The 20,153-nt window shown below is 59.5% G+C and carries 17 protein-coding genes and 1 pseudogene; 5 read left to right on the top strand and 13 right to left on the bottom strand.

Translation table 11 applies throughout. From position 1 onward, the window contains the following. Nucleotides 1-79: 79 nt before the first annotated feature. The gene (locus NF78_RS23340) at nucleotides 80-676 is read left to right on the top strand and encodes a Uma2 family endonuclease (protein WP_035992094.1); all 597 of its coding nucleotides are present in this window, start codon (nucleotides 80-82) and stop codon (nucleotides 674-676) included. Between the two features lie 57 nt (nucleotides 677-733). On the opposite strand, the gene NF78_RS23335 is transcribed toward NF78_RS23340, so the two are convergent. Beyond that, nucleotides 734-2,233 (bottom strand): N-acetylmuramoyl-L-alanine amidase, encoded by a 1,500-nt coding sequence (locus NF78_RS23335; protein WP_225885404.1) that lies wholly within the window; start codon nucleotides 2,231-2,233, stop codon nucleotides 734-736. A 172-nt stretch (nucleotides 2,234-2,405) separates the two neighbouring features. Between NF78_RS23335 and NF78_RS23330 the strand changes: the two genes are divergently transcribed. Then, nucleotides 2,406-3,638, top strand: coding sequence for a DNA double-strand break repair nuclease NurA (locus NF78_RS23330; RefSeq protein ID WP_035992088.1), 1,233 nt, complete (start codon nucleotides 2,406-2,408; stop codon nucleotides 3,636-3,638). 178 nt (nucleotides 3,639-3,816) lie between these two features. Further along, nucleotides 3,817-4,836 (top strand): WD40 repeat domain-containing protein, encoded by a 1,020-nt coding sequence (locus NF78_RS23325; protein ID WP_052050873.1) that lies wholly within the window; start codon nucleotides 3,817-3,819, stop codon nucleotides 4,834-4,836. A gap of 214 nt (nucleotides 4,837-5,050) precedes the next feature. Here the strand turns inward: NF78_RS23325 and NF78_RS23320 are convergent, their stop codons facing one another. The 12 genes and pseudogenes from NF78_RS23320 to NF78_RS23265 all read right to left on the bottom strand — a co-directional run bounded on the left by NF78_RS23320 (nucleotide 5,051) and on the right by NF78_RS23265 (nucleotide 18,044). Then, nucleotides 5,051-5,794, bottom strand: coding sequence for a succinate dehydrogenase/fumarate reductase iron-sulfur subunit (locus tag NF78_RS23320; protein WP_035992085.1), 744 nt, complete (start codon nucleotides 5,792-5,794; stop codon nucleotides 5,051-5,053). A 317-nt stretch (nucleotides 5,795-6,111) separates the two neighbouring features. Continuing rightward, entirely contained in the window at nucleotides 6,112-6,714 is a 603-nt protein-coding gene (locus tag NF78_RS23315) for a hypothetical protein (protein WP_052050872.1), read from the bottom strand. Nucleotides 6,715-6,801: 87 nt separating this feature from the next. Further along, a complete protein-coding gene (locus NF78_RS23310) occupies nucleotides 6,802-8,130 on the bottom strand; it encodes a DUF1254 domain-containing protein (protein WP_052050871.1) in 1,329 nt (442 codons plus the stop codon). 102 nt (nucleotides 8,131-8,232) lie between these two features. Further along, the gene (locus NF78_RS23305) at nucleotides 8,233-10,602 is read right to left on the bottom strand and encodes an arylsulfatase (RefSeq protein WP_035992081.1); all 2,370 of its coding nucleotides are present in this window, start codon (nucleotides 10,600-10,602) and stop codon (nucleotides 8,233-8,235) included. A 180-nt stretch (nucleotides 10,603-10,782) separates the two neighbouring features. Continuing rightward, nucleotides 10,783-11,964, bottom strand: a complete 1,182-nt coding sequence (locus NF78_RS23300) for a DUF1254 domain-containing protein (RefSeq protein ID WP_263970710.1) — start codon at nucleotides 11,962-11,964, stop codon at nucleotides 10,783-10,785. A 109-nt stretch (nucleotides 11,965-12,073) separates the two neighbouring features. Beyond that, nucleotides 12,074-12,244 (bottom strand): annotated as a pseudogene (locus NF78_RS23295) (relaxase domain-containing protein); the annotation flags it as partial. Between the two features lie 319 nt (nucleotides 12,245-12,563). After that, nucleotides 12,564-13,934 carry an IS4 family transposase gene (locus tag NF78_RS23290; protein ID WP_081972866.1) on the bottom strand — a complete coding sequence of 457 codons (1,371 nt, stop codon included), beginning with the start codon at nucleotides 13,932-13,934 and terminating at the stop codon, nucleotides 12,564-12,566. A gap of 81 nt (nucleotides 13,935-14,015) precedes the next feature. Continuing rightward, nucleotides 14,016-14,654 carry a hypothetical protein gene (locus NF78_RS30540; RefSeq protein WP_052050870.1) on the bottom strand — a complete coding sequence of 213 codons (639 nt, stop codon included), beginning with the start codon at nucleotides 14,652-14,654 and terminating at the stop codon, nucleotides 14,016-14,018. 74 nt (nucleotides 14,655-14,728) lie between these two features. Continuing rightward, nucleotides 14,729-15,082 (bottom strand): hypothetical protein, encoded by a 354-nt coding sequence (locus NF78_RS23280; protein WP_035992076.1) that lies wholly within the window; start codon nucleotides 15,080-15,082, stop codon nucleotides 14,729-14,731. Nucleotides 15,083-15,206: 124 nt separating this feature from the next. Continuing rightward, complete coding sequence (locus NF78_RS23275; RefSeq protein WP_035992073.1) at nucleotides 15,207-16,385, bottom strand: hypothetical protein; 1,179 nt, start codon at nucleotides 16,383-16,385, stop codon at nucleotides 15,207-15,209. A 16-nt stretch (nucleotides 16,386-16,401) separates the two neighbouring features. Further along, nucleotides 16,402-17,052 carry a Spy/CpxP family protein refolding chaperone gene (locus NF78_RS23270; protein WP_156119934.1) on the bottom strand — a complete coding sequence of 217 codons (651 nt, stop codon included), beginning with the start codon at nucleotides 17,050-17,052 and terminating at the stop codon, nucleotides 16,402-16,404. A 92-nt stretch (nucleotides 17,053-17,144) separates the two neighbouring features. Next, nucleotides 17,145-18,044, bottom strand: coding sequence for a hypothetical protein (locus tag NF78_RS23265; protein WP_035992066.1), 900 nt, complete (start codon nucleotides 18,042-18,044; stop codon nucleotides 17,145-17,147). A gap of 548 nt (nucleotides 18,045-18,592) precedes the next feature. Here NF78_RS23265 and NF78_RS23260 point away from each other — a divergent pair. Both NF78_RS23260 and NF78_RS23255 read left to right on the top strand, forming a co-directional pair. Further along, nucleotides 18,593-19,567 carry a helix-turn-helix domain-containing protein gene (locus NF78_RS23260; protein ID WP_197064946.1) on the top strand — a complete coding sequence of 325 codons (975 nt, stop codon included), beginning with the start codon at nucleotides 18,593-18,595 and terminating at the stop codon, nucleotides 19,565-19,567. A gap of 226 nt (nucleotides 19,568-19,793) precedes the next feature. Beyond that, on the top strand, nucleotides 19,794-20,150 hold the full coding sequence (locus NF78_RS23255) for a translation initiation factor (protein WP_035992061.1): 357 nt from the start codon (nucleotides 19,794-19,796) through the stop codon (nucleotides 20,148-20,150). Nucleotides 20,151-20,153 lie beyond the last annotated feature (3 nt).

The following is a 20,153-nucleotide window of genomic DNA, read 5'->3' as shown; positions in this document are numbered from 1 at the left end:
GCCACCGTTGCCCCTGGGGAGTACTGGTTCCCTGGGGAGTACTAGTTATAGAGTTCTGGCCAAACGGTAGGAGAGTCCTATGCGCCCAGCGGCGATCGCCACCCTCGACCCAGCAGCCCCCCTCCTGTTTGAGGGTCTGACCTGGAGAGAGTTCAAAGCGGTTGAGCAGTTGTTAGCCCGTCCAGGCTACCGGCTCTCGTTTTTAGATGGTGTTTTAGAGATTCGGCGCAGGCCGGGTGAACCCCACGAAACCGTCAAAAAGCGCATTGCCGCCCTGCTAGAGCTTTACCTGCTGATGGCCGGGTTCGACTTTACCCCCACTGGCTCCATGACACTCGAAAGCGAAGGCGGAGCCGTCAAGCGCGAGGCCGATGAGTCTTACAAACTGGCCCCCGGACGCGATCGCCCCGATCTAGCGATTGAGGTGGTGTTTTCTACCGGCGGCATCAACAAGCTAGAAGCCTACCGGCGACTAAAGATTCAAGAAGTTTGGTTTTGGGAAGACGGGGTCTTAGAGGTTTACCACCTGCGAGGCCCCAACAATGCCCTGCGCTACGAAAAAGTGGACACCAGCGAAGCGGTCAGCGGGCTGGATCTGGCGCTGCTGCAACGCTGCATCAATATGGTCAACCACGTCGAGGCGGTTAAGACCTTTCAGCGATCGCTGCGGTCATAACCCTGCTCCCCCTAGCCAGCGAACTGCAATGGTTAACCTATCGCCCGCTCCGCTCGGCTAGCCCCCCTGGAGGTATTGCAAAATTCCCCGGGCGATCGCCTGGGCCATGGTTTCGCGCCAGGCGGGGTCGGCCAGGCGGGGGGCATCCTGGGCACCGGTGACAAAGCCCACCTCCACCAGGGCTGCGGGCATGTTGGTGGCCCGCAGCACGTGGAAGCGGGCCTGCTTGACGCCGCGATCGCGCATTCCCGTCGCCGCCAGCATACTGGCCTGGAGGGTAGTCGCCAACCGGCGTCCGCTCTCGGAGGAAAAGTAAGTCTCAATGCCGTTGACATCCGGGCGGCTCATGCTGATGGCATTGGCATGGATACTGACAAACACATTGCCCTGGGCGCGGTTGGCAATGTTAGAGCGCTCCTGCAGGCTCACCGTGACGTCTGTGCGGCGGGTCATCACCACCGTCACCCCCTGCTGCTCCAGCAGTTCTGCCACCCGCATGGAAATTGGGAAGATCACCTGTTTTTCCTGCAGGCCGCCGATGCCCACTGCGCCGGGGTCGCGGCCGCCGTGGCCGGGGTCGATTACCACCACCACCCGGCCGCTGGGGGCCGCAGGCATAGGGGGCGACTCAGCCGAGCGAGTGGGGGGTGGGGTGGGGGTAGGCGGGGGCGGGGTTTGAGCAGGGGGCGGCGGTGCCTGGGCCTGAACTGGCGGGGCTTGGGTGCTGGGGGCAGTCGCCAGGGGCGGGGGTTCGTCAGAGACGCTGCTGATGGGCACCCCGCTGGGGGGCAGCACCACCACCCCACTGTTGTTGCGCAGGGCGCGCCAGTCGGGGCTGGTGGGACCAAGCTTGAGGGTAATGCGAGTGGACGGTGGGTTAGTGGGCTGCTGGGCCACATCCCAGGTGAGAATGCTGTAGCGGTAGTTGGGCAGATCCTGGGGTCGGAGGCTGGTGGCGACGGCGGTGTTGGGCAGGTCGATAATGGCGAAGCGATTGTCGGCAGAGTCGTTGCTAATCTGCACGTTCGGCGTGGTCGATTCGCCGCTGAGCCGAATTAAAAAGCCATCCCCCGTGGTGACAACCCCCGTCAGGGTAGCTCCCGCGCCGCTGCCCGTGGCCCCCTGGACCTGGTTGGTGGTAGCACTCGGGGTAGGAATGGTGCCCTGAGGCAGCGCCGCACCCTGGCTCAGGGGGGGCAGCTGTACCGCCCACTGGTTGGGGCGAATGCCCTGTACCCGTACGTCCTGGGGGTTGAGGCTGTAGCCGGGGGCCAGTTCGATCACCAGGCGGGCGGTCTGGCGATCGAACTGGCCGGCCCGCACCTCGCGAATGGCCCCACCGACGGCCTGGCTGGTGCTGGTGCCGCCCAGTTGGGTGTTCGGCAGATCGACCACAATGCGGGTGGGGTTGACCAACAGCTGCGCCTGGGGCTGAACCTCGCTGTCGGTGGTGAACACCAGCTGATTGGTTTGGGCATCGAACCACCAGTACTGGAGGGTAGCAGCCCTTGCCGGGGCGACGACAACCAGAGCACCCACGGCGGCTAACCCCGCCACTGGGACTCCTGAGGTAAGCCATCTTGAGGCCATAAGCACAACCAGAACACGACCAAGACATAAGCCACCCGACAGTATAACGATGGGGGACAAAGTGGCATCCGTAGGCCGCCATTTCTGAGGATTTTTTTGGCCAGGGGTGGTAGTATGGGCGTACCAAGGTTTTGACCCTATGCTCGATCTGATCAAGCTGGCCCGGCAGATGCAGGGCATTAGCCAGCACCTGAGTCTGGAGGCCGCTGCCGCCCAGGATCGGGTGGCGGCGGCGCGAGGGCTACTGACGATCGCATCCACCCGCCAGGGGGAGCTGGTGGAGCAGGCCCAGACCTGGGGCGATCGCGCCCCGTTTACCGCCGCCCAGCCCCAGGAGCCGCTGACGGTTCGAGTCCCCGTCGCCGCTGCCCCTGAAGCCCATACCGTCATCGCCACCGACGGATCGCAAATTTCCCCCAGCCACCACGAGATCGCCTACTGCTATTTGATCAACACGGGCCGAGTGGTGCTGCACTACGGCCAGGGCCGTTTCCCGCTGCTGGACAGCCTGCCGGAGGTGGTATACCGGGCCGAAGACCTCTACCTGTCGCGCCCCTGGGGCATCAGCACCGAGGAGTGGATGGGCCACCGCCGCACGGTGGCTGAGGCTGTGGTGCTGGCGGAGCTGGGGGAGGCGGTGCAGGAGGCGCTGAGCACAGGCCAGACATCCCCAGCCCCGGTTCCCCTGCTGGCACTGACCGACGGATCGCTGATCTACTGGTTTTTGGAGGCGCTGCCGGGGGAGGCCCGCGATCGCATCCTGCCCCCCATTCTCGACGCCTGGGAGCGGCTGCGGCGGCAACAAATTCCCCTGGTGGGCTACCTCAGCGCCAGCCGCAGCGGCGAGGCGATGAACTTTTTGCGGTTTGCCGCCTGTCCCTTTGCCGCCCCAGACTGTACCACCCACTGCGGTGCCAACGGCGAAGAGCAAAGCGCGGTAGCTCGCAGCGATCGCGCCCCCTGCGGCGGATTTTTGCCCCTGCGCGACGCCACCTTTTGGGCCACAGAACTCAATCCTGGAGAACGCAGCCCCTTTTGGCGCAGCACCGCCAGCATTCTGGACCTCTACGGTGACCACCGGGTCTACTTCTGCTACCTCAACGTTGGCCCGGAGGTGGCACGGGTGGAGGTGCCCCAGTGGGTGATGGCCGATGAGGGCCTGTGCAGCAGGGCGCTCAGCCTGGTGCTGACCCAGGTGCAAAAGGGCTACGGCTACCCGGTGGCCCTGGCCGAAGCCCACAACCAGGCGGTGGTGCGGGGGGGCGATCGCACCCGCTTTTTTGCCCTGCTCGAACAGGAAATGATTCGGGCTGGCCTCCAGAATGTCGGCACCTCCTACAAAGAGGCCCGCAAGCGCGGCAGCATTGCCTGAAGGGCAGCGGTCCAGGGTTATCAACCCTGCGGTGGCTCCATATCTGGCCAACAGAAAAATTTCGGCATAGGATGCAGGCAGGGTGTAGGCGACGGTGCTGGTGCAGACGGATGCAGTCTGACGCTAAGTTCACCGTGGCCAATGACCGATCTGGCCTGTGTCGATTTCTACCCCTGCTATGCCCCCCCAGCCTCCCGACCCGCTCTTTGAGGGCGATTCAGACGGCGAATCTGCGGCCTTTGAGCTGGTGGATATGACCGCCGCGCTCCATCGGCCAGCGGCGGAGCCCTCGCCGACGCCCGCCCGCCCGCCCAGATGGGCCTGCACCCAAGTTCTGCGCGGCCACGGCAGCTGGGTGCGATCGGTGGCGGTGAGTGCCGACGGCAACTTCATTATCAGTGGCAGCGGCGACAAGACCGTGCGGGTATGGAACCTGGCCACCGGCCACACCATACAGGTGATCGACAGTCATCGGGCCTGGGTGCGGGCGGTGGCCGTTAGCCCCGATCGCACCTGTTTTGCCAGCGTCAGCAACGACAATGCCATTCAGCTGTGGGACTTTACCACCGGCGACGCTCTGGGCCAGCTGGAGGGCCACCGGGCCTGGGTGCGGGCGATCGCCTTTAGCCCCAACGGCAAGTACCTGTTTAGCGGCGGCCAGGACCACAGAATTTGCGTTTGGCGATTGAGCGATCAGGCCCTGATCCATCGGTTTAATGGCCACACCCACTGGATTCGCGCGATCGCCGTCAGCCACGACGGCACCACCCTGATCAGCGGCAGCCAGGACCAAACCCTGCGCCTCTACCGGCTCAAGGGCAAGGGCAGCAACCATGTGCTGACGGGCCATACCGGCGAAGTGCTGTCGGTGGCGGCCAGCCCCAACAACTGGCTGCTGGCCAGCTCCAGCGCCGACTGCACCGTCCGCTTCTGGAAGCTCAACAGCGGTCGCGAAACCACCTGCTTTAAAGCCCACCCCGCCCCGGTCAACGGCCTCGCCTTCAGCCCCAGCGGCCGCCTGCTCGCCACCGCCAGCAACGACAGCACCATTCGCCTGTGGAATATGGACCAGGGCCGCCTGGTGAGCATTCTCAGCGGCCACGAGGGCTGGGTGTGGGGGGTCGATTTTGCCCCGGACGGAAAGACCCTAGTCAGCGCGGGCTGGGACGGTACGGTGCGGGTGTGGCAGGAGGAGTAGGGGTGTGGGGTGTGGGGTGTGGGGTGTGGGGTGTACGGCTGCCCTGGCGGAGCCAGAGCAGCTTACGTAGTTTTGTGGTTCTGCCGATCCTGGGAGAAGGCAAATCGTCCGATGAGCATTCCAAGGTAAAGCCACAGACCACTTGTTCTGCGGCACAGGTTGGCCAACCATGCCTGAAACCTGACCCCCAGCACCTGACACCCCCCAGGCAATGCTAGGTACCGAGGGTCGCTCGGATGTACTCGCGGCGCAGGGTGGCGATCGCATCGATGGAGATCCCCTTGGGGCACACCGCCTGGCATTCGCCGTGGTTGGAGCAGTCGCCAAAGCCTTCCGCCGTCATCTGGTCTCCCATGGCCAGCACCCGCCGCTGCCGTTCGGGGTGTCCCTGGGGCAGCAGGGCCAGGTGGGCCACCTTGGCGGCGGTAAACAGGGAGGCCGAGGCGTTGGGGCAGGCCGCCACACAGGCCCCGCAGCCGATGCAGGCAGCGTAGTCGAAGGCGGCATCGGCCTTGAGCTTGGGCACCGGAGTGGCGTTAGCTTCCGGGGCCGATCCGGTTTTGACCGAGATGTAGCCGCCCGCCATGATGATGCGATCGAACGCGGCGCGATCGACCACCAGGTCTTTGATCACCGGGAAGCCCTTAGCCCGCCAGGGTTCGATGGTGATTTCGTCGCCGTCGTTGAAGTGGCGCAGATACAACTGGCACGTCGCCGTCTGGGGCCGTCCACCGTGGGCTTTACCGTTAATCATGACGCCGCAGGAGCCACAGATACCCTCACGGCAGTCGTGGTCAAACTCTACCGGGTCGGCCCCACTGTGGATTAGCTGCTCGTTGAGTACGTCGAGCAGCTCTAGGAACGACATATCGGGGTGGGCATCGGTCACGGTGTAGCGGTGGAACTGGCCTGGGGCAGCGGCGCTGGGCTGTCGCCAGACCTTGAGGTGCAGTTGCATGGATAGAGGGATTTGTTTATCTGTAGTGTAGCGAGGGTTGGCGGTTAGTAGCCTTAGCTAAATGAACGACGGCGTGGATGTGTAGCGAAATTTAGCGCATTGACGGGTTTAGTGGATTGTGAGGACAGGCGTTTCAACTGTTGGAGGTGTGATTAATACCGAATCCAAATTCCACGCCCCTGATATCCAGCAGGCCAACCTGTAGGGGCAAACGGTGGTTTGCCCTCAGCCAATCTGTAGCCAGTCAGGATTTCGTATAAATGTCGTTTCTGAGGGTGCCAGGCTCTAGATATTAGGTGGCAGGACTGGTTATTCAGCTAGCGAGACTGTCGAGTATTGATGGCTTTCCAGTGCTGGCTCAACAGATAGCCGATCGCCCCTGGAATTGCCAGTACCGTGATCAAAATCGTGGTCGATACACTCAGGCGGCTGGACAGGGTGCGGGCCGGATCCAACCCCTCCCACAGGAACCGTCCGGTGACCACCAGGGCATAGAGACCAACGGTGATAGCGCTCAAGCTAGAGAGAAATTCTTTGAGGCTGGGAAGGTGGGCCTGGGGGGTTTTGCGGCCCACCAGCACCCCGGCAATGAAGCCTGCCGTCGCTTGAAAGGCCGCGAACACCAGCCGCAGCTGGGGGCTCATGGTCTCTTTCTCGGCGGCCATATGCCCAGTCATAATGCCCCCCACGCCGATAATCATGCCAGCGATCGCCCCTACGGCCATCCACCAGTAGACCGGGCGCGAGATGTAGGCACAGGCCACAATCAGGCTAGAGAGGCCCAGGGCGGTGACCACGGTGGCCTGGGCCAGGGGCAACTGGGTGACAATGCCCAGGGTGATCGCCACACTGACAGCGGTGCCGAGGGCCATTACCAGGGTCTGTCGGGGGCCCGTGGCCTTGGGGAGGAGTTGAACCATAGAGGAAGATCCTTTTAGTAGCAAAGATCCCAGGGTTCTACCTGGGTGTGCCCTCAAGCTGTTGGGCTGGAAGCAGAACCCTGGGATCTAGACTCGCTCCATAGCAGGAGCTGTCCAGGTGCCTTCCAGGGCTTCGGGTTTGGGCCAGTACAGCCGCATGGCGCAGAAGAAAGGGCCAGCCGGAGCCGGGAGCCAGTTGGCCTCTAGTGCCGCACCGGGGGACTCAGGCTGAATGTAGAAGGTCAGCCCACCGTCGGCATCGCGAGTGAACTGGGGCAGCATGGGCGAGTTCAGCAGGTAGCGGTGGAGCGGATTTGCCACCAGCAAACTGGCGGGCAGTTCATACATCGTCAGTGACCAAAAGGCATGCACCGGCGGCAGTTGATCGGCAGCAAAGTGCAGGGTGTAGCGGTTGGCTCCGCTCAGGGGCTGGCCCTCGGCGTCCACGGTGTAGAAGGGGTACATGGCCTCCTGCTTGGAGTTGCCAAAGATGCCCAGCACCGCCGCCGCCATCCGGTAGAGGTAGTTGTTCTGCAAATAGTCGCGGGTGCCAAACAGATCGCCGGAGGTCACTTCCCCAGCGTCCACTTGCTTTTTCAGCGCGCTAAATTCAGCCCAGGCATCAGCCATGCCCTGGGTCATGGCCTCCTTGACCTCGGGGGAAAGGTTATCCGTCGCAAAGCCCGGTCCCGCCTCCACTCCGATTTGAGCGAATTTGGAGCGTAGATCCACCTCCGATGGCACCGGGGGGCAAAATTGCAGCAGAAAATTCAAGATGCCGAAAAACTCCAGGGAGGTCTTCTGGGCATCGGGCGTGAGGGGCGGCACAAACTCGACCGGCGGGGCGCTGGCTGGGGCCGGTTGGCCTAAAAAGGCCGACAGCGGCTGGATCTGGTAGCTGGCCTGAATCTGTTTCACCCGGTCGAGATCGCCAGGGTTAAGCAGTTGGGTGCGATAGATGGCCAGCACAAGCTTGGTCTCTGAGCGAATCACGTGGCTAACGCCGCTGGGGGTTTCGCCTTGCCACCCAGGGCCAGCGATCATAAAAACGCCGCCGCCATTGCCCGTAGTGCGGCTGCCGATGTACTCAAAGTTGAAGGTGTACAAATCCACCAGCTGAATGCTGAAATAGCGATCCGCCGCCATCTCCGGCACGGTGAGTACCATCGGTTCTGCCCGCAAATCGAGCCCGGCCATGGAGTAGGGCGTGTCGGAGTTGGGTGTCTGGACGGCTTTATCCTCGGGCGTAAACACCCGAGCGATGTTGCGCAGCTGATTCCAGGGGGCTTTGTATTCGGGGCTTTGGGGATCGACAAAGTAGGCGTGCTGGATGCGGTAGCTATCCACCATGGGATAGCCGTAGATGTAGGCTTCCTTGGCGAGGTTGCGAACTTCGGTCAGATCGTTGATTTGCATAGGATGTAGTTTCTAATTTTGTCAAAGGCTAGAATGGGCAGATTGCAGGGTTTTACGAAATCTCCGAGTTCTTAAAAAACTCGGAAGTCTTGAAGAAAGGCTCTACTGCCGCGCCATCGCCACCCGCAGCCGTTCGTCGGGCGAAATCAGGTGGTCGTGGTTGTCTATGCCTACATCCAGCTGCACCCAGTGAATTTTGCCGGTGAACTTACTGCTGTGGGCGGTGTAGTCGGGGGTGACGGGCGTCCCCGACTCGTAGCCAATGTCGGTGGTTTCATCCGCCGAAAAAATCATGGGCTGGGTGGCCTCGACCCGGCCGCTGCCGACGGATTGGCCATCATAGTACAGGGTGACATTGCCCCCCTTGGCCAACCCGCCGCCATCGTAGGCAAACTCCATGCGTACCTGGTGCTTGCCCTGGGGAATAGTTTCCGTTGCTTCTACCGGGTATTCATGGATACCCAGGACGTTATAGGTGAACTTGAGCTTGCCTTCCCTGGCGTAAACGCTCCAGCCCCCAAACTTACCGCCCTGGGCAATGATCACCCCGGCGGCGGGTTTGTCCTTAACCTCAATTTCTGCCGTAATCGAGAAGGACTTGTTCTTGATATTGATGACGCTGTTTTCTGACAGGCGACCCATGCCCGCAAAGAAGATCTGCGAGTTGCCTTTGACCAGGGAGGGGCGACCGGCAGTGGCAGGGTCAATGCGCTCGGTCTGGCGATCGTCCAGGGGCAGCACGTTGTACTTCACGGCTTCGATTAAAAACAGGCGTTGCAGTTCGTGAAGTTTTTCCGGCATTTCCGCCGCTAGGTTGTGGAACTGCGTCCAGTCTTTGCTGCCGTCGTACAGTTCCCATACGTCGTCGTCAAAGGGCAGCATTTTCTGCCCCACCATCACCCAGGGGGTGCGGTGCTTGGTGATGGCGCTCCAGACCTTGTAGTAGATGCCCCGGTTGCCAAACATCTCGAAGTACTGAATTTCGTGCCGTTCGGGGGCGTTGGCATCGTTAAAGCTGTAGGCCATGCTGGTGCCTTCGTAGGGGCTTTGCAGCACGCCATTGACCATCGTGGGTTCTGGAATGCCAGCCACTTCCAGCACCGTGGGAGCCACATCGATCACATGGCTGAACTGGTGGCGCAGACCGCCTTTTTCTGCGATCGCCTTGGGATAGCGGACGATGGTGCCGTTGCGGGTGCCGCCCCAGTGGGAGGCCACCTGCTTGGTCCACTGGTAGGGGGTATCCATCGCCCAGGCCCAGCCCACGGCGTAGTGGTTGTAGGAATCTGGCCCGCCAAACTCCTCCAGTTTGGACTGCATAAACTCGGGGGTCTCCAAACTGGCCATGCCGTTGAAGTTGGCCATTTCGTTGAAGGCTCCGTGGATAGTGCCCTCAGCGGATGCGCCATTGTCGCCGATGATCACGTAGATCAGGGTGTCATCCAGAATTTCCAGGTCTTCCAGTGCCGCGATCACCTGACCGACGGCGTAGTCGGTGTGCTCTAGAAAGCCTGCGTAGACTTCCATCTGTCGCTCCAGCACTGGCTTGTAAGCTGGGTCCATATCATCCCAGGCCGGAATTTCGGCATGGCGGGGGGTGAGTTCCGCATCGGCACCAATTACCCCTAATTCTTTTTGACGGGCAAAGGTAATTTCCCTCTGGCGATCCCAGCCGTGGCCAAACTGGCCTTTGTACTTCTCAATCCATTCTTTGGGTACATGGTGCGGCGCGTGGGTGGCCCCAGGGGCGAAGTACATAAAAAAGGGCTTATCGGGCATTAAGGCTTTTTGCTGGCTGATCCAGGCGATCGCCTTTTCCGCCAGATCTTCCGTCAGGTGGTAACCTTCCTCAAACGTGGCGGGCGGCTCGATGGGGATGGTGCCTTCGTACAGGGCCGGGTCCCACTGGTTGTTCTCGCCGCCGATAAAGCCGTAGAAGTATTCAAAACCGCCGCCCCCTGTGGGCCAGGCATCAAATGGCCCCATCGGGCTGGTTTGCCACACGGGCACCTCGTGACACTTGCCCAGCATGGCGGTGGAGTAGCCATTTAGCTTCAGAGTCAGGGCCAGGGGGGCTTTATTATTGGGCCGTACAGAACATTGCCCGGGGGCAGCCGTAGCGGTTTCGGTGATGTTGCCCATGCCCACAGAGTGGTGGTTGCGGCCCGTCAACAGTGCCTGCCGGGTGGGCGCACACAGGGCGGTGGTGTGAAAGCGGGTGTACTTCAGCCCTTCAGCAGCCAGCTTCTCGAACGTGGGCGTATGGCAGGGACCGCCGAAGGCGCTGGAAGCACCAAAGCCCACATCGTCCAGCAGCACAACTAGAACGTTGGGTGCATCCGCTGGTGGCCGCAGGTCGCGAATGGGGGGGTATTTGGTGTCGGGGTCTTTGGCATCGTAGGTGGTGACGCCAATATGGTTTTGATCGGGGATAGGCAGAATTTGCCGCTGGACTGGATTGTTTTGAGACATTAGTTTGAAACTCTAAAAACTACACAATCTTGGTAGAGCATCTCAGCCTGGCCTTTGGGGCCTAACGCACCACTTGCGGTAGCGGGCCTCTCGTTGAGGCAAGAGGCGCATTGGGTTTAACGCTAATGACTACCGGGACAGCCGATCCCGGATGCGATCGCCCACCCGGTGTCCTCCTGACTACAGCAGCTCAAACTCTCCAGGACGCCAGGTCTTATCGAACCAAGGATCGAGGGGACCGTAAAGCCTCAACAAGACCCACCAGCCCTTACCTGAAATCGTCTCAATCCAGTTCGACTCGTGCCCAGATGGAGCTTCAGGACCAAAGTAGAGGTCTACCGACCCATCCGGGTTCTGGGTCAGCGAGTCACGCTTGTTGTTCTTGCTGGGAAAGGGCTGACTGGTCTGTAGCTCAGAGCGGGTTTGGGGGTCATAGGCCACCACTGACCAAAAGTCTGCGGCAGGTACGTTAGCCGGAATGTTCAGTTTGTAAGTCTTACTGCCATCTAGATAATCGCCCTTGGCGTCGGTCGCAGCGTAGGCATATTGCGACCCTTTGCCCACCATCTTCAGCACCATCGCTGGGGTATTAACCGTTGCCCCGTAGAAGAAAAGGGTGCGGGCATCCAGGTTGCGGCCACCCCGACCCTCGTCCTTGAGCCACTCATAGCTACCACCCACAAAAGCCGTAGCCCAGGCACTATTGGAATAGTAGAACGAACCTCCCAACCGAGGTCGAAACACAATCGCCCGTGCTGTCGCGTTGCCGATCGCCACTGCCTCCGTCAAGATCTGTTTCATCCGCTCATCAGGGGCAAAAGGCTTGCCTTTTTCAATGCCAATGGCAGCAAACAACCCCCGCAGTTCTGGGTCGAGCATTGACACTGGCTCCCGCTCGATCACCGTATGCAGCTCTTCGTAAAAGGGATAGGTATTGGCGTGGATGGTGTTAAAGCTCTTTTTAGAACCGTTAATAAACTCCATAGCGGGCGGATTGTCTTTCTGGGAGAGCGGATAGACTTTGAGCCCCGACTTAAAGTTATTAACCGCTGCATCGGTCTTGCCATCGACCAAAAAGCCCCGCAAAATTAGCCAGTTGACGTAGCTGGTTGAGCGCGAGACAAAATAAGTCTCACCATTCACCTCGGCCTCCATACCGCCTACGGGCGGGGTGAGGTTAACCATGTCGTGGGGGGGCAAAATCAAATACTTGCCGCCCTGTCCGCGATCGGGACCAGGGATGCCCATATCGGTGACAAAGCGAAAGAAGGCGTCGTTGACGGTGCCGGGGCCGCATTTGGGAGGCACCTCAACCACGGTGGGGCCGTTCTTTTCCAGGTCAAAGAAAACCGAGCAGTGAATGGCACTGATGTAAGCCCTATCAAGCTACCAGCTTAGCTTTCAGAACTGAGCGGGGTTCCTGCATTCTTGGGAACGGTTTGGGACGACGTTTGACGACTCGGGTCTGCCCAGAAAGCATCTGGCTGAATTCCTGCTGATTGACAATCCCAGCCAACCCCAACGACGCAGCCCCTTTCCCCACCCACTTTGTCGGATGAGCCGCTTCTTCTGCCGAGTAATAGTCCTCGTGGGTGTAGTAGGTCTCCGCTTGAGCGGCGGAGAGGTTGCTCGTGGAAAGCATGGAGAAGCTGGGTTAAAAATATGACGCCACCCTGAGGCGAGAGCGGCAGCGTCTTCAAAAACGGTAGAAACCCTGGGGGGAGGGCCGTTGCCCGGTTTTTGCCAAAACCCTGGCGTACTGTGTAGCCTTTCCGCGAAGCCCCTCAGAGGGGGCGTAGCACTGAGAACATGACCTGATCTAGCTAACATTGTATAACCATTTTTCGAGCATTTCTGGCTTAAAAGTAAATCTACCCCTACGACCATATCTTGATTGTGATTTTGAGCAATCGTGAGGATGCAAACCTGGCTGAAATTGAATGGCACTGATGTAAGCCCTATCAAGCTACCAGCTTAGCTTTCAGAACTGAGCGGGGTTCCTGCATTCTTGGGAACGGTTTGGGACGACGTTTGACGACTCGGGGTTCTGAACGGTTTGGGCGAAACGGAACAATCAGCGCTTGCACGGCGCTTAACAAGGTCTGGTAGCCTCGCTGTTGATGGGAAGGAGCGAGATGGAGGAACTCGGGTCGGAAGTGATTGAATTGTTGCCGTGTGCCCTGAAGGGAGACTCGTAAAGCATCGACCTCGGAGTCAGCTGTCGCATCCCACATCAACGTCCGCAGCAGATTGTAGGTCAACAGATGAACCCAAACACTTTTGGTCACCATGGCGGGCGTTTTAGCGGCAATCATCTCCATGGCTAAGGTGGTTTTGAGATGCCTGAGATTGACTTCGGTGGCCTGCCAGCGGAGGTGATAGAGTTCGGCCAATTTGGCTTTGCGATACCGCTTGGGGTCCAGCAGGGTGGTCACCACCACGATGTTGGTCGGTCGAAATCCAGGCGTCTGAATGGAGAGAAAGACTTCGCGCACCACAATCGACTCGGGTAAGGCTTCAAACTCCTCAACCGAGAGGGCGTTAGGGCATTGCTTAGGGCGCTGCCACCGGACGATGTGGTCGCCAATGCCTAATTTTTTGCCCCGCCTGAAATCACAACGACGCTGATGATGCTTGCGAAAGACGGCATCGGCTCCTGTCAGGGCGACCCAGGCTAGATCCACATAGGTGCCATAGGCCGAATCGGCCACCACCACATCCTCGGGGCACAGCGTCTGATAAAGTTGGCGGGCTAAGCGCCATTCACTGACTCGAAAGGGGGCCATCGCTACCTCCAGCACGGCTCCCGTGGTCACGCAAAACCACACCTGAAGCTTCAAGAGCGGAAAGCCACAACCCACCTTCTGATTGCTGTGTTGGGGATAGGCTGCTTGATTAGCCTCGGTATCACTCATCAACACCGTCGTGGCATCAAAGGCCTTGACCGGACGACCACACCACTGTTGTTCCGGGGATACTTTCCGTTGCAACGCCTGCGCCACTTGCCGCAGTAGGGGTGGGAAAATCGATTCCGGAAGCCGTTTTCGCGCTTTGCTGTAGCCCCCGGTATCGGCTGACGGTACCGCCAATCCCGCTAGGCTCATCCAACTCACTACCCGCTTGACCGCATGGCTAAGGCTGCTATCGACATCGAGGACTTGGGAGATCCAACTCCAGAGCACCACCATCGGGGTGTAGAGCACTTGGCGATACCGGATTCCCTGCTCGTCCAGTACAGACTGAATCTCGGCTTCCGGTAGCACCTCGGCAAAGGGTAGACCGATACTGTTTTGGTATTTCTCCTTGAGGACTTCCGCACGATTCGGCATCATAGAGGCATGGTTTTGGGCTTCGACGCTTCGATCTTTACAGATCAAGCGCTTGAAGCCTTTTCTGCTCTCTTATGTCAGTGCCTAGGCCGAATCGGCCACCACCACATCCTCGGGGCACAGCGTCTGATAAAGTTGGCGGGCTAAGCGCCATTCACTGACTCGAAAGGGGGCCATCGCTACCTCCAGCACGGCTCCCGTGGTCACGCAAAACCACACCTGAAGCTTCAAGAGCGGAAAGCCACAACCCACCTTCTGATTGCTGTGTTGGGGATAGGCTGCTTGATTAGCCTCGGTATCACTCATCAACACCGTCGTGGCATCAAAGGCCTTGACCGGACGACCACACCACTGTTGTTCCGGGGATACTTTCCGTTGCAACGCCTGCGCCACTTGCCGCAGTAGGGGTGGGAAAATCGATTCCGGAAGCCGTTTTCGCGCTTTGCTGTAGCCCCCGGTATCGGCTGACGGTACCGCCAATCCCGCTAGGCTCATCCAACTCACTACCCGCTTGACCGCATGGCTAAGGCTGCTATCGACATCGAGGACTTGGGAGATCCAACTCCAGAGCACCACCATCGGGGTGTAGAGCACTTGGCGATACCGGATTCCCTGCTCGTCCAGTACAGACTGAATCTCGGCTTCCGGTAGCACCTCGGCAAAGGGTAGACCGATACTGTTTTGGTATTTCTCCTTGAGGACTTCCGCACGATTCGGCATCATAGAGGCATGGTTTTGGGCTTCGACGCTTCGATCTTTACAGATCAAGCGCTTGAAGCCTTTTCTGCTCTCTTATGTCAGTGCCATTCAACCGAGCAGTAAACCGTGTCGGTGTTGCCGGTCAGAAAGAGAGGAGCAGAGTCCAGCAACTGGTCAAGAATCATAGCCTTGTTGAAGGTATCAACCCCTAATTCGGCCATGCCCAGGCGAAGTCCTTCGATTGACGTGGCTGGGATGCCGTTTAGAAAAGCCTCCGTTCCTCGAATTAGGTCGAGGTTGTCGTAGACCTTTTGCACGGTGTCTGGCGTGGGCATGCCGTCGAAAAATTTTAAGTCCCCGATGCGAGTTGACACCGTATCCGGCGTCATGATTTTGTCGGGAATTTTGTGGTTGTAACCGGGGGTAGCTTGTTGGTTGTCTAGGGTAGCCATGGCATTCTTTCTCGTTTTGGGTTTGGGGTATTTGCGGAAGGCATTGCCGTCTCAATTGTCTTGAGGTGGCGTGACGATTTCATCGACTCTAAACCTGTTAGCGTCTGACATTTTTACGAAATGATTAAAAGCGAAGGCCAACATTCAGGTAGGGGCCGTTCTGGTTGACGTCCAGATCGAGCTGGCTAGAGCTGTAGTTGAGGAAGCCAAAGCGATACCCCGCCCCCAGGGTGGTGTTGCCAGAGAACATCCAATCGACACCGCCTCGGAAGCCGTACTGGGTGATGCCGCTGAGGCCAAACCCGGAGACTGTGCCCGATAGGAGGACGGCCAATTTGGGGTTGGCATTCCACCGAAAGCGACCGCCGATCAGTGGCGAGATCAGGGTGCGGTTGCTGCTGAACTGGCCCTCCCCGCCCAAGTTAGTGCTCAGGCCCAGCTGGTTGTTGAGGCTGACTATACTCAGGCCACCCAGCACGTCAAACACAAACGGCCCCAGGTCGTGCTCGGTGTGCAGCCCTTCGGGGTTAGCCCGCGCCCTGTCATAAAAGCGATAGCTGGCGGCCAGATCAATATTCCACAGTTGGGTATTGAGGGCGGTGTTTAGCTCGCTGGGGATAAAGTTGGCCAGGCCAGGGCGGCGCACATCGCGGGTCAGGGTTTCCCGGTTAGTTAGGGAAACGTAGTCCACATTGCCCAGAATTCCAAAGGTGTAGTTGGGCGTCCAGGCTTCTAGGGCTCCTAGGAAAGCAAAGTTGAATCTGCTTTGCAGAATTGCCCGAATGTCGCTGGGAACGAATTCAAAATCGCGGGACGGATCGGTAAGATTGCCGGAACCACTGGAGTTGGCAAAGTTATTTCGGAAGTCTTCTGTGCCTTTAAAGTTGGCGGAGCCTGAGACAAAAAGGGGCACGTAGACGTAGGGCGTAAATACAAAATGCCACCGCTCCGCCGGGGCGGGTGTCGCCGGGGTCTGAGCCATGTCGAGGGGCTGGGCTGGGGAGGCTTGGGGAACGTCCTGGCTGGCTAAGGGGGAGGCGATGGGTTGCAGATCGCTGCTGCTGGTGGACGACAACCAGGGCGCATCGGCCTGGGCACTGACTGGAGTGTCGTCAGCGCTGGTGTTGGGAACTTGGGAGGAATCTGGGGCGATCGCCCCCCTCTCCCCCTCCCCCAGCGGTTCCCCGCTCGTCAGTGCCGGTTCATTGTCCACAACATCGGGCACGTCGGCCCTGGCCTGGGCGGGCAGCAGCGCGATCGCCGCCGCCACCCCCAGACCCACCAGATTGAGGGTGCGGTTCATGGTGGTAACTGCGCCCCTAAAACAGCTGAGCGCCGCTGATCTCGCCGCTGCGGTTGATGTACACATCCAGCTTTTCGCTGCCGCGATTGAGCCCCACCTGGGAGGGGGTGGTAAAGGCCACGCCCCAGCCGTCGGCCTGGAGATTGGCGATCGCCGCATCCGCATCTAGCCCCACCAGGGTATCGGGGAAGGTCACTGCTACCGGAGGGGGCGCGGCGCGGCCCAGGTAGGCGCGCACGTAGTCATTAATCACCTGCCGCTGATCCAGCGTTAGCACCGATCGCAGGGCCAGGTTGCGCTGAAAGATCAGCTCATTGAGGGCCTGGTCTGCGGCCACGACATCATTGTGGGCGTTGGTCAGGGCCAGCTCGTCAGTGCTGGGCACCAGCAGAGCATTGATTGCCTCCAGGCTGGCCAGGTAGCGGGCGGTGGCGGCATCGATCTGGGGCTGATAGGTATCGAAGATGGCCTCTAGCTGGGCCACCTGGTCGTCGGTGAGGCTGTCAATGGCCAGGTCGCTGGTGTCGGTGGGCTGGCCATCGGTGCTGGCCTGGGCGAGCACCGATGGTGCTGGTGCCACAGTGATCTGAGAAAAAGCCGCCGGGGCGATCGCCCCAACCGTCGCTGCCGAGACCACCAAACCTGAAAAAACGTGCCAAACAGACATAGAACTCATCCTTTCCTTCTCACAACCTAAAGTGCAGGGTTCAACCCTGTAGAAGACCCTTGGGAACGACCGACAATAGAACGCCCCAATCCTCAGAGGCCAGGAGCATTAAACCCCTGAGCGGTGTCCTGGGGCGGTGTGGGCAGGTTCAGCCGCTTTTGGCAGAGGTGGGCGTAGATTTTGCTGGCGATCGCCGACATGACGGCGTAGGCGGCGATCGTCACCAGCACCGCGTGGGCCACCGAGGGAAAGTTGAGGGTAATTAGCGCCAGGCCCAGCCCCGCATTGCGGCTGGCGTTGGCCTGGGCCAGGGTCAGGCGGGCAATGGGGTCGCCTCCGCCCAGGTAGTGCCCGCTGACTAGCGCCGCTGCCGCCATCAGCACCACCGCCAGCACCGTCAGCGGCCCAGCCTTCAGCACCAGGGGCAGGCCCATGGCCAGCACCAGCAGCACCACCCCCACCAGCATCGCGCTGCTGATGCGGTTGAGGGGCTCCTCAAAATCGGCGGTTAGATCCGGCAGCCACTGGGCCAGGGCCGCCCCCGCCAGCAGCGGCGCTCCCTGAACCAGCATCACCTGCTTAAACACCGTAGCCAGAGGAGCCGCTGCCGCATTGGGATACAGCGCTGAAATCACCCCAAACCACAGGGGCACCAGCACCACTGACAACAGCGCCATGGTGGCCTGAAAGCTGCCCGCCAGTTCCGCATCCGCAGGCCCCTTGAGCAGCTTGCGGTAGGTGACCGGCGCGCCGGGAATCATCGCCATAGCCGCAATCCCCGCCCGCGCCTCAAAACTTAGAGGGATGGCCCAGGTTACCACCATGGCCGCCAGGGGCACGATCGCAAAGGCCGCCAAAACACACCGCAGCAGCAGCCCCGGCTGCCGCCACAGCCGCGTCACACCCCCAAACCCCAGTACCATGCCCATCGATAGCATCACGGCAAACACCGTGATTTGGGCAAAACTGCTCAACAGCTCTTTCAGGTCCATTACTACTAAAAGCCCCAAAACGCTGACATCAAAGCCATACTGCTTATCCAGCCCGGCCGCTTTAGGCGCGCTGAATAGGCTCTATCCTTATCATTATTAATAGTACCGATTTAGTTTTTTAGATTCTTGTCATCCTGCGCCAAAAAACCAAAATAAATGTTATTTTTCGAAGTATCGCAAGCATGAATACAGGGTCTCAATTGTAAGGCTCTATCCAGCGCTGGTTTTGGGTTAGGCCTGCCTCAATGTCTTACTGCGAGGACCTTCTATAGGCCCGAGGGTGCATCCTGGGTTTGTTTTTCTGGCTACATATTCCTTGCCTGCTGGATAAAAAACTTCGTATTTAGGCTGGCCTTATCCAAGACAAAAATAGGATTTTTCAGGCGAAACATAAGCCCAGGGAGACAAACCTTTGGGTCTGTCCTTCTGCCTTGCTGGACTAGTCAGATCCATCCAGAAAGAACTCTGTTACGGCATTTTAAGTTCTCCGCAAGAGATTTTTGACAAATTTTTATATGGCCGCTATCCCTCTGATTAGAACCTCGTTATTGCTCAGGTTCACTAACTTTTTAGACCAGGTGGGTGTGCCTACGGTGAAGTGGATGGAGCGATCGCCCCTGTCTCCAGCCCTGCTGAACCATCCCGAGGGATTGCTGCCCATCGTCCAGGCCTCGGCCCTGATCGAGCAGATTGCCAGAGCTGAAGGCATCGACACCCTGGGACTGATTGTGGGCCAGCGCACCCAGGCCCACAACCTGGGGGACTACGGCCTGCTGCTCAGCCGCTCCCTGACGCTCTACGATCTGCTGCTGACCCTGGAGCGCACCATCAACCTGCTGAACTCGGGGGAGCGAGTAAGACTCACCTGGCAAAGCGATGCGGTTTGGTTGCAAAGCCATCTCTACGCGATCGCCAAGAACGACGCTCCCCAGTCCCACTATTTCAGCCTCATGACCCACCTCAGCATGATCCGGATGGCCCTCGGCCACCAGTGGAAACCGCCTGCCGTGCAGATTGCCATCAAACCTAACCAAGCCATAGCCATGCTCACCGATCTTGAGGGCGTCCACGTGCAATATGACGCCCTCTACAACAGCATAAAAATCCCAAAAGCACTGCTGAATGTGCCCCTCGCCTTCCATCACCAGACTGCCAACCTGCCCAGCCCCAACGACAATCAGCTCTACACCTCAGCCCCGGCCTCAGATCTGGTCGAGTCGCTGCGGCAGTTTATCGCAGCGCTGTTGCCCCAGGGCTACCCAGATATTGCCCTGGCCGCTGAAGCCGCTGGGCTCAGTATCCGTAGTTTGCAGCGAAGGCTGGCTGCCTCGGGCTTAAACTACGGCGCGGTCGTGGAGCAGGTGCGGTTTAAGCTGGCGGTCCAGTATTTGCAAGACCCTACGCTAAAGCTCACCCACATTGCCGCCGAACTGGGCTACACCGATGCCGCTAACTTTACCCGCGCCTTTAAACGCTGGACGGGCCTATCGCCACGGGCCTATCGCCTAATCTCCCGAGGCTAAGGGGTATGCTCCATTAGCCGCCGATAGCTTGTTATGTAGAGCTTTTGGCCAAGCGGTGTTTGATTGAGTCCAGTACAGGGGCAGGCCAGAGCCGGCGCTGTAGGTTTGCCGGTTGCTACAGCCAGAGATTCGAGCTATCCTTCCGGAGCCTTTCTCTATAACAATGAAAAGTATTCGATACTAAAAATTCCGTTATCGCAACGTCAGTGACCTGAATCGATCAGCTATGGCAAAGGGTAAGTCGAGTGCTAAGGGCAGTGCGGGGGCTGGGGACCGCCACGTTTACCGTGAGTTTGGCCCCGCCGACCCGATGGCGCGGGCGGTGCCCGATCGCCCTCCCAACCAGCAGACGGTGCGGGTGCAGGTGAGCCGCAAGGGGCGCGGCGGCAAAACCGTGACGGTGATTACCGGCTTTCAGCACAGCCCGGCCACCCTGACGGCTCTGGCCAAGCAGCTCAAGGCCCAGTGCGGCACGGGCGGCACCGCCAGGGAAGACACCATTGAAATTCAGGGCGACCACGCCCAAAAACTAGTCGAACTCCTGGTGGCCAAGGGCTACCAGGCTAAACGGAGCGGAGGTTGAAGG

Source organism: Leptolyngbya sp. KIOST-1 (assembly GCF_000763385.1).
Taxonomy (GTDB): domain Bacteria; phylum Cyanobacteriota; class Cyanobacteriia; order Phormidesmidales; family Phormidesmidaceae; genus Nodosilinea.
This window is presented reverse-complemented; position numbering and strand designations above follow the sequence as displayed.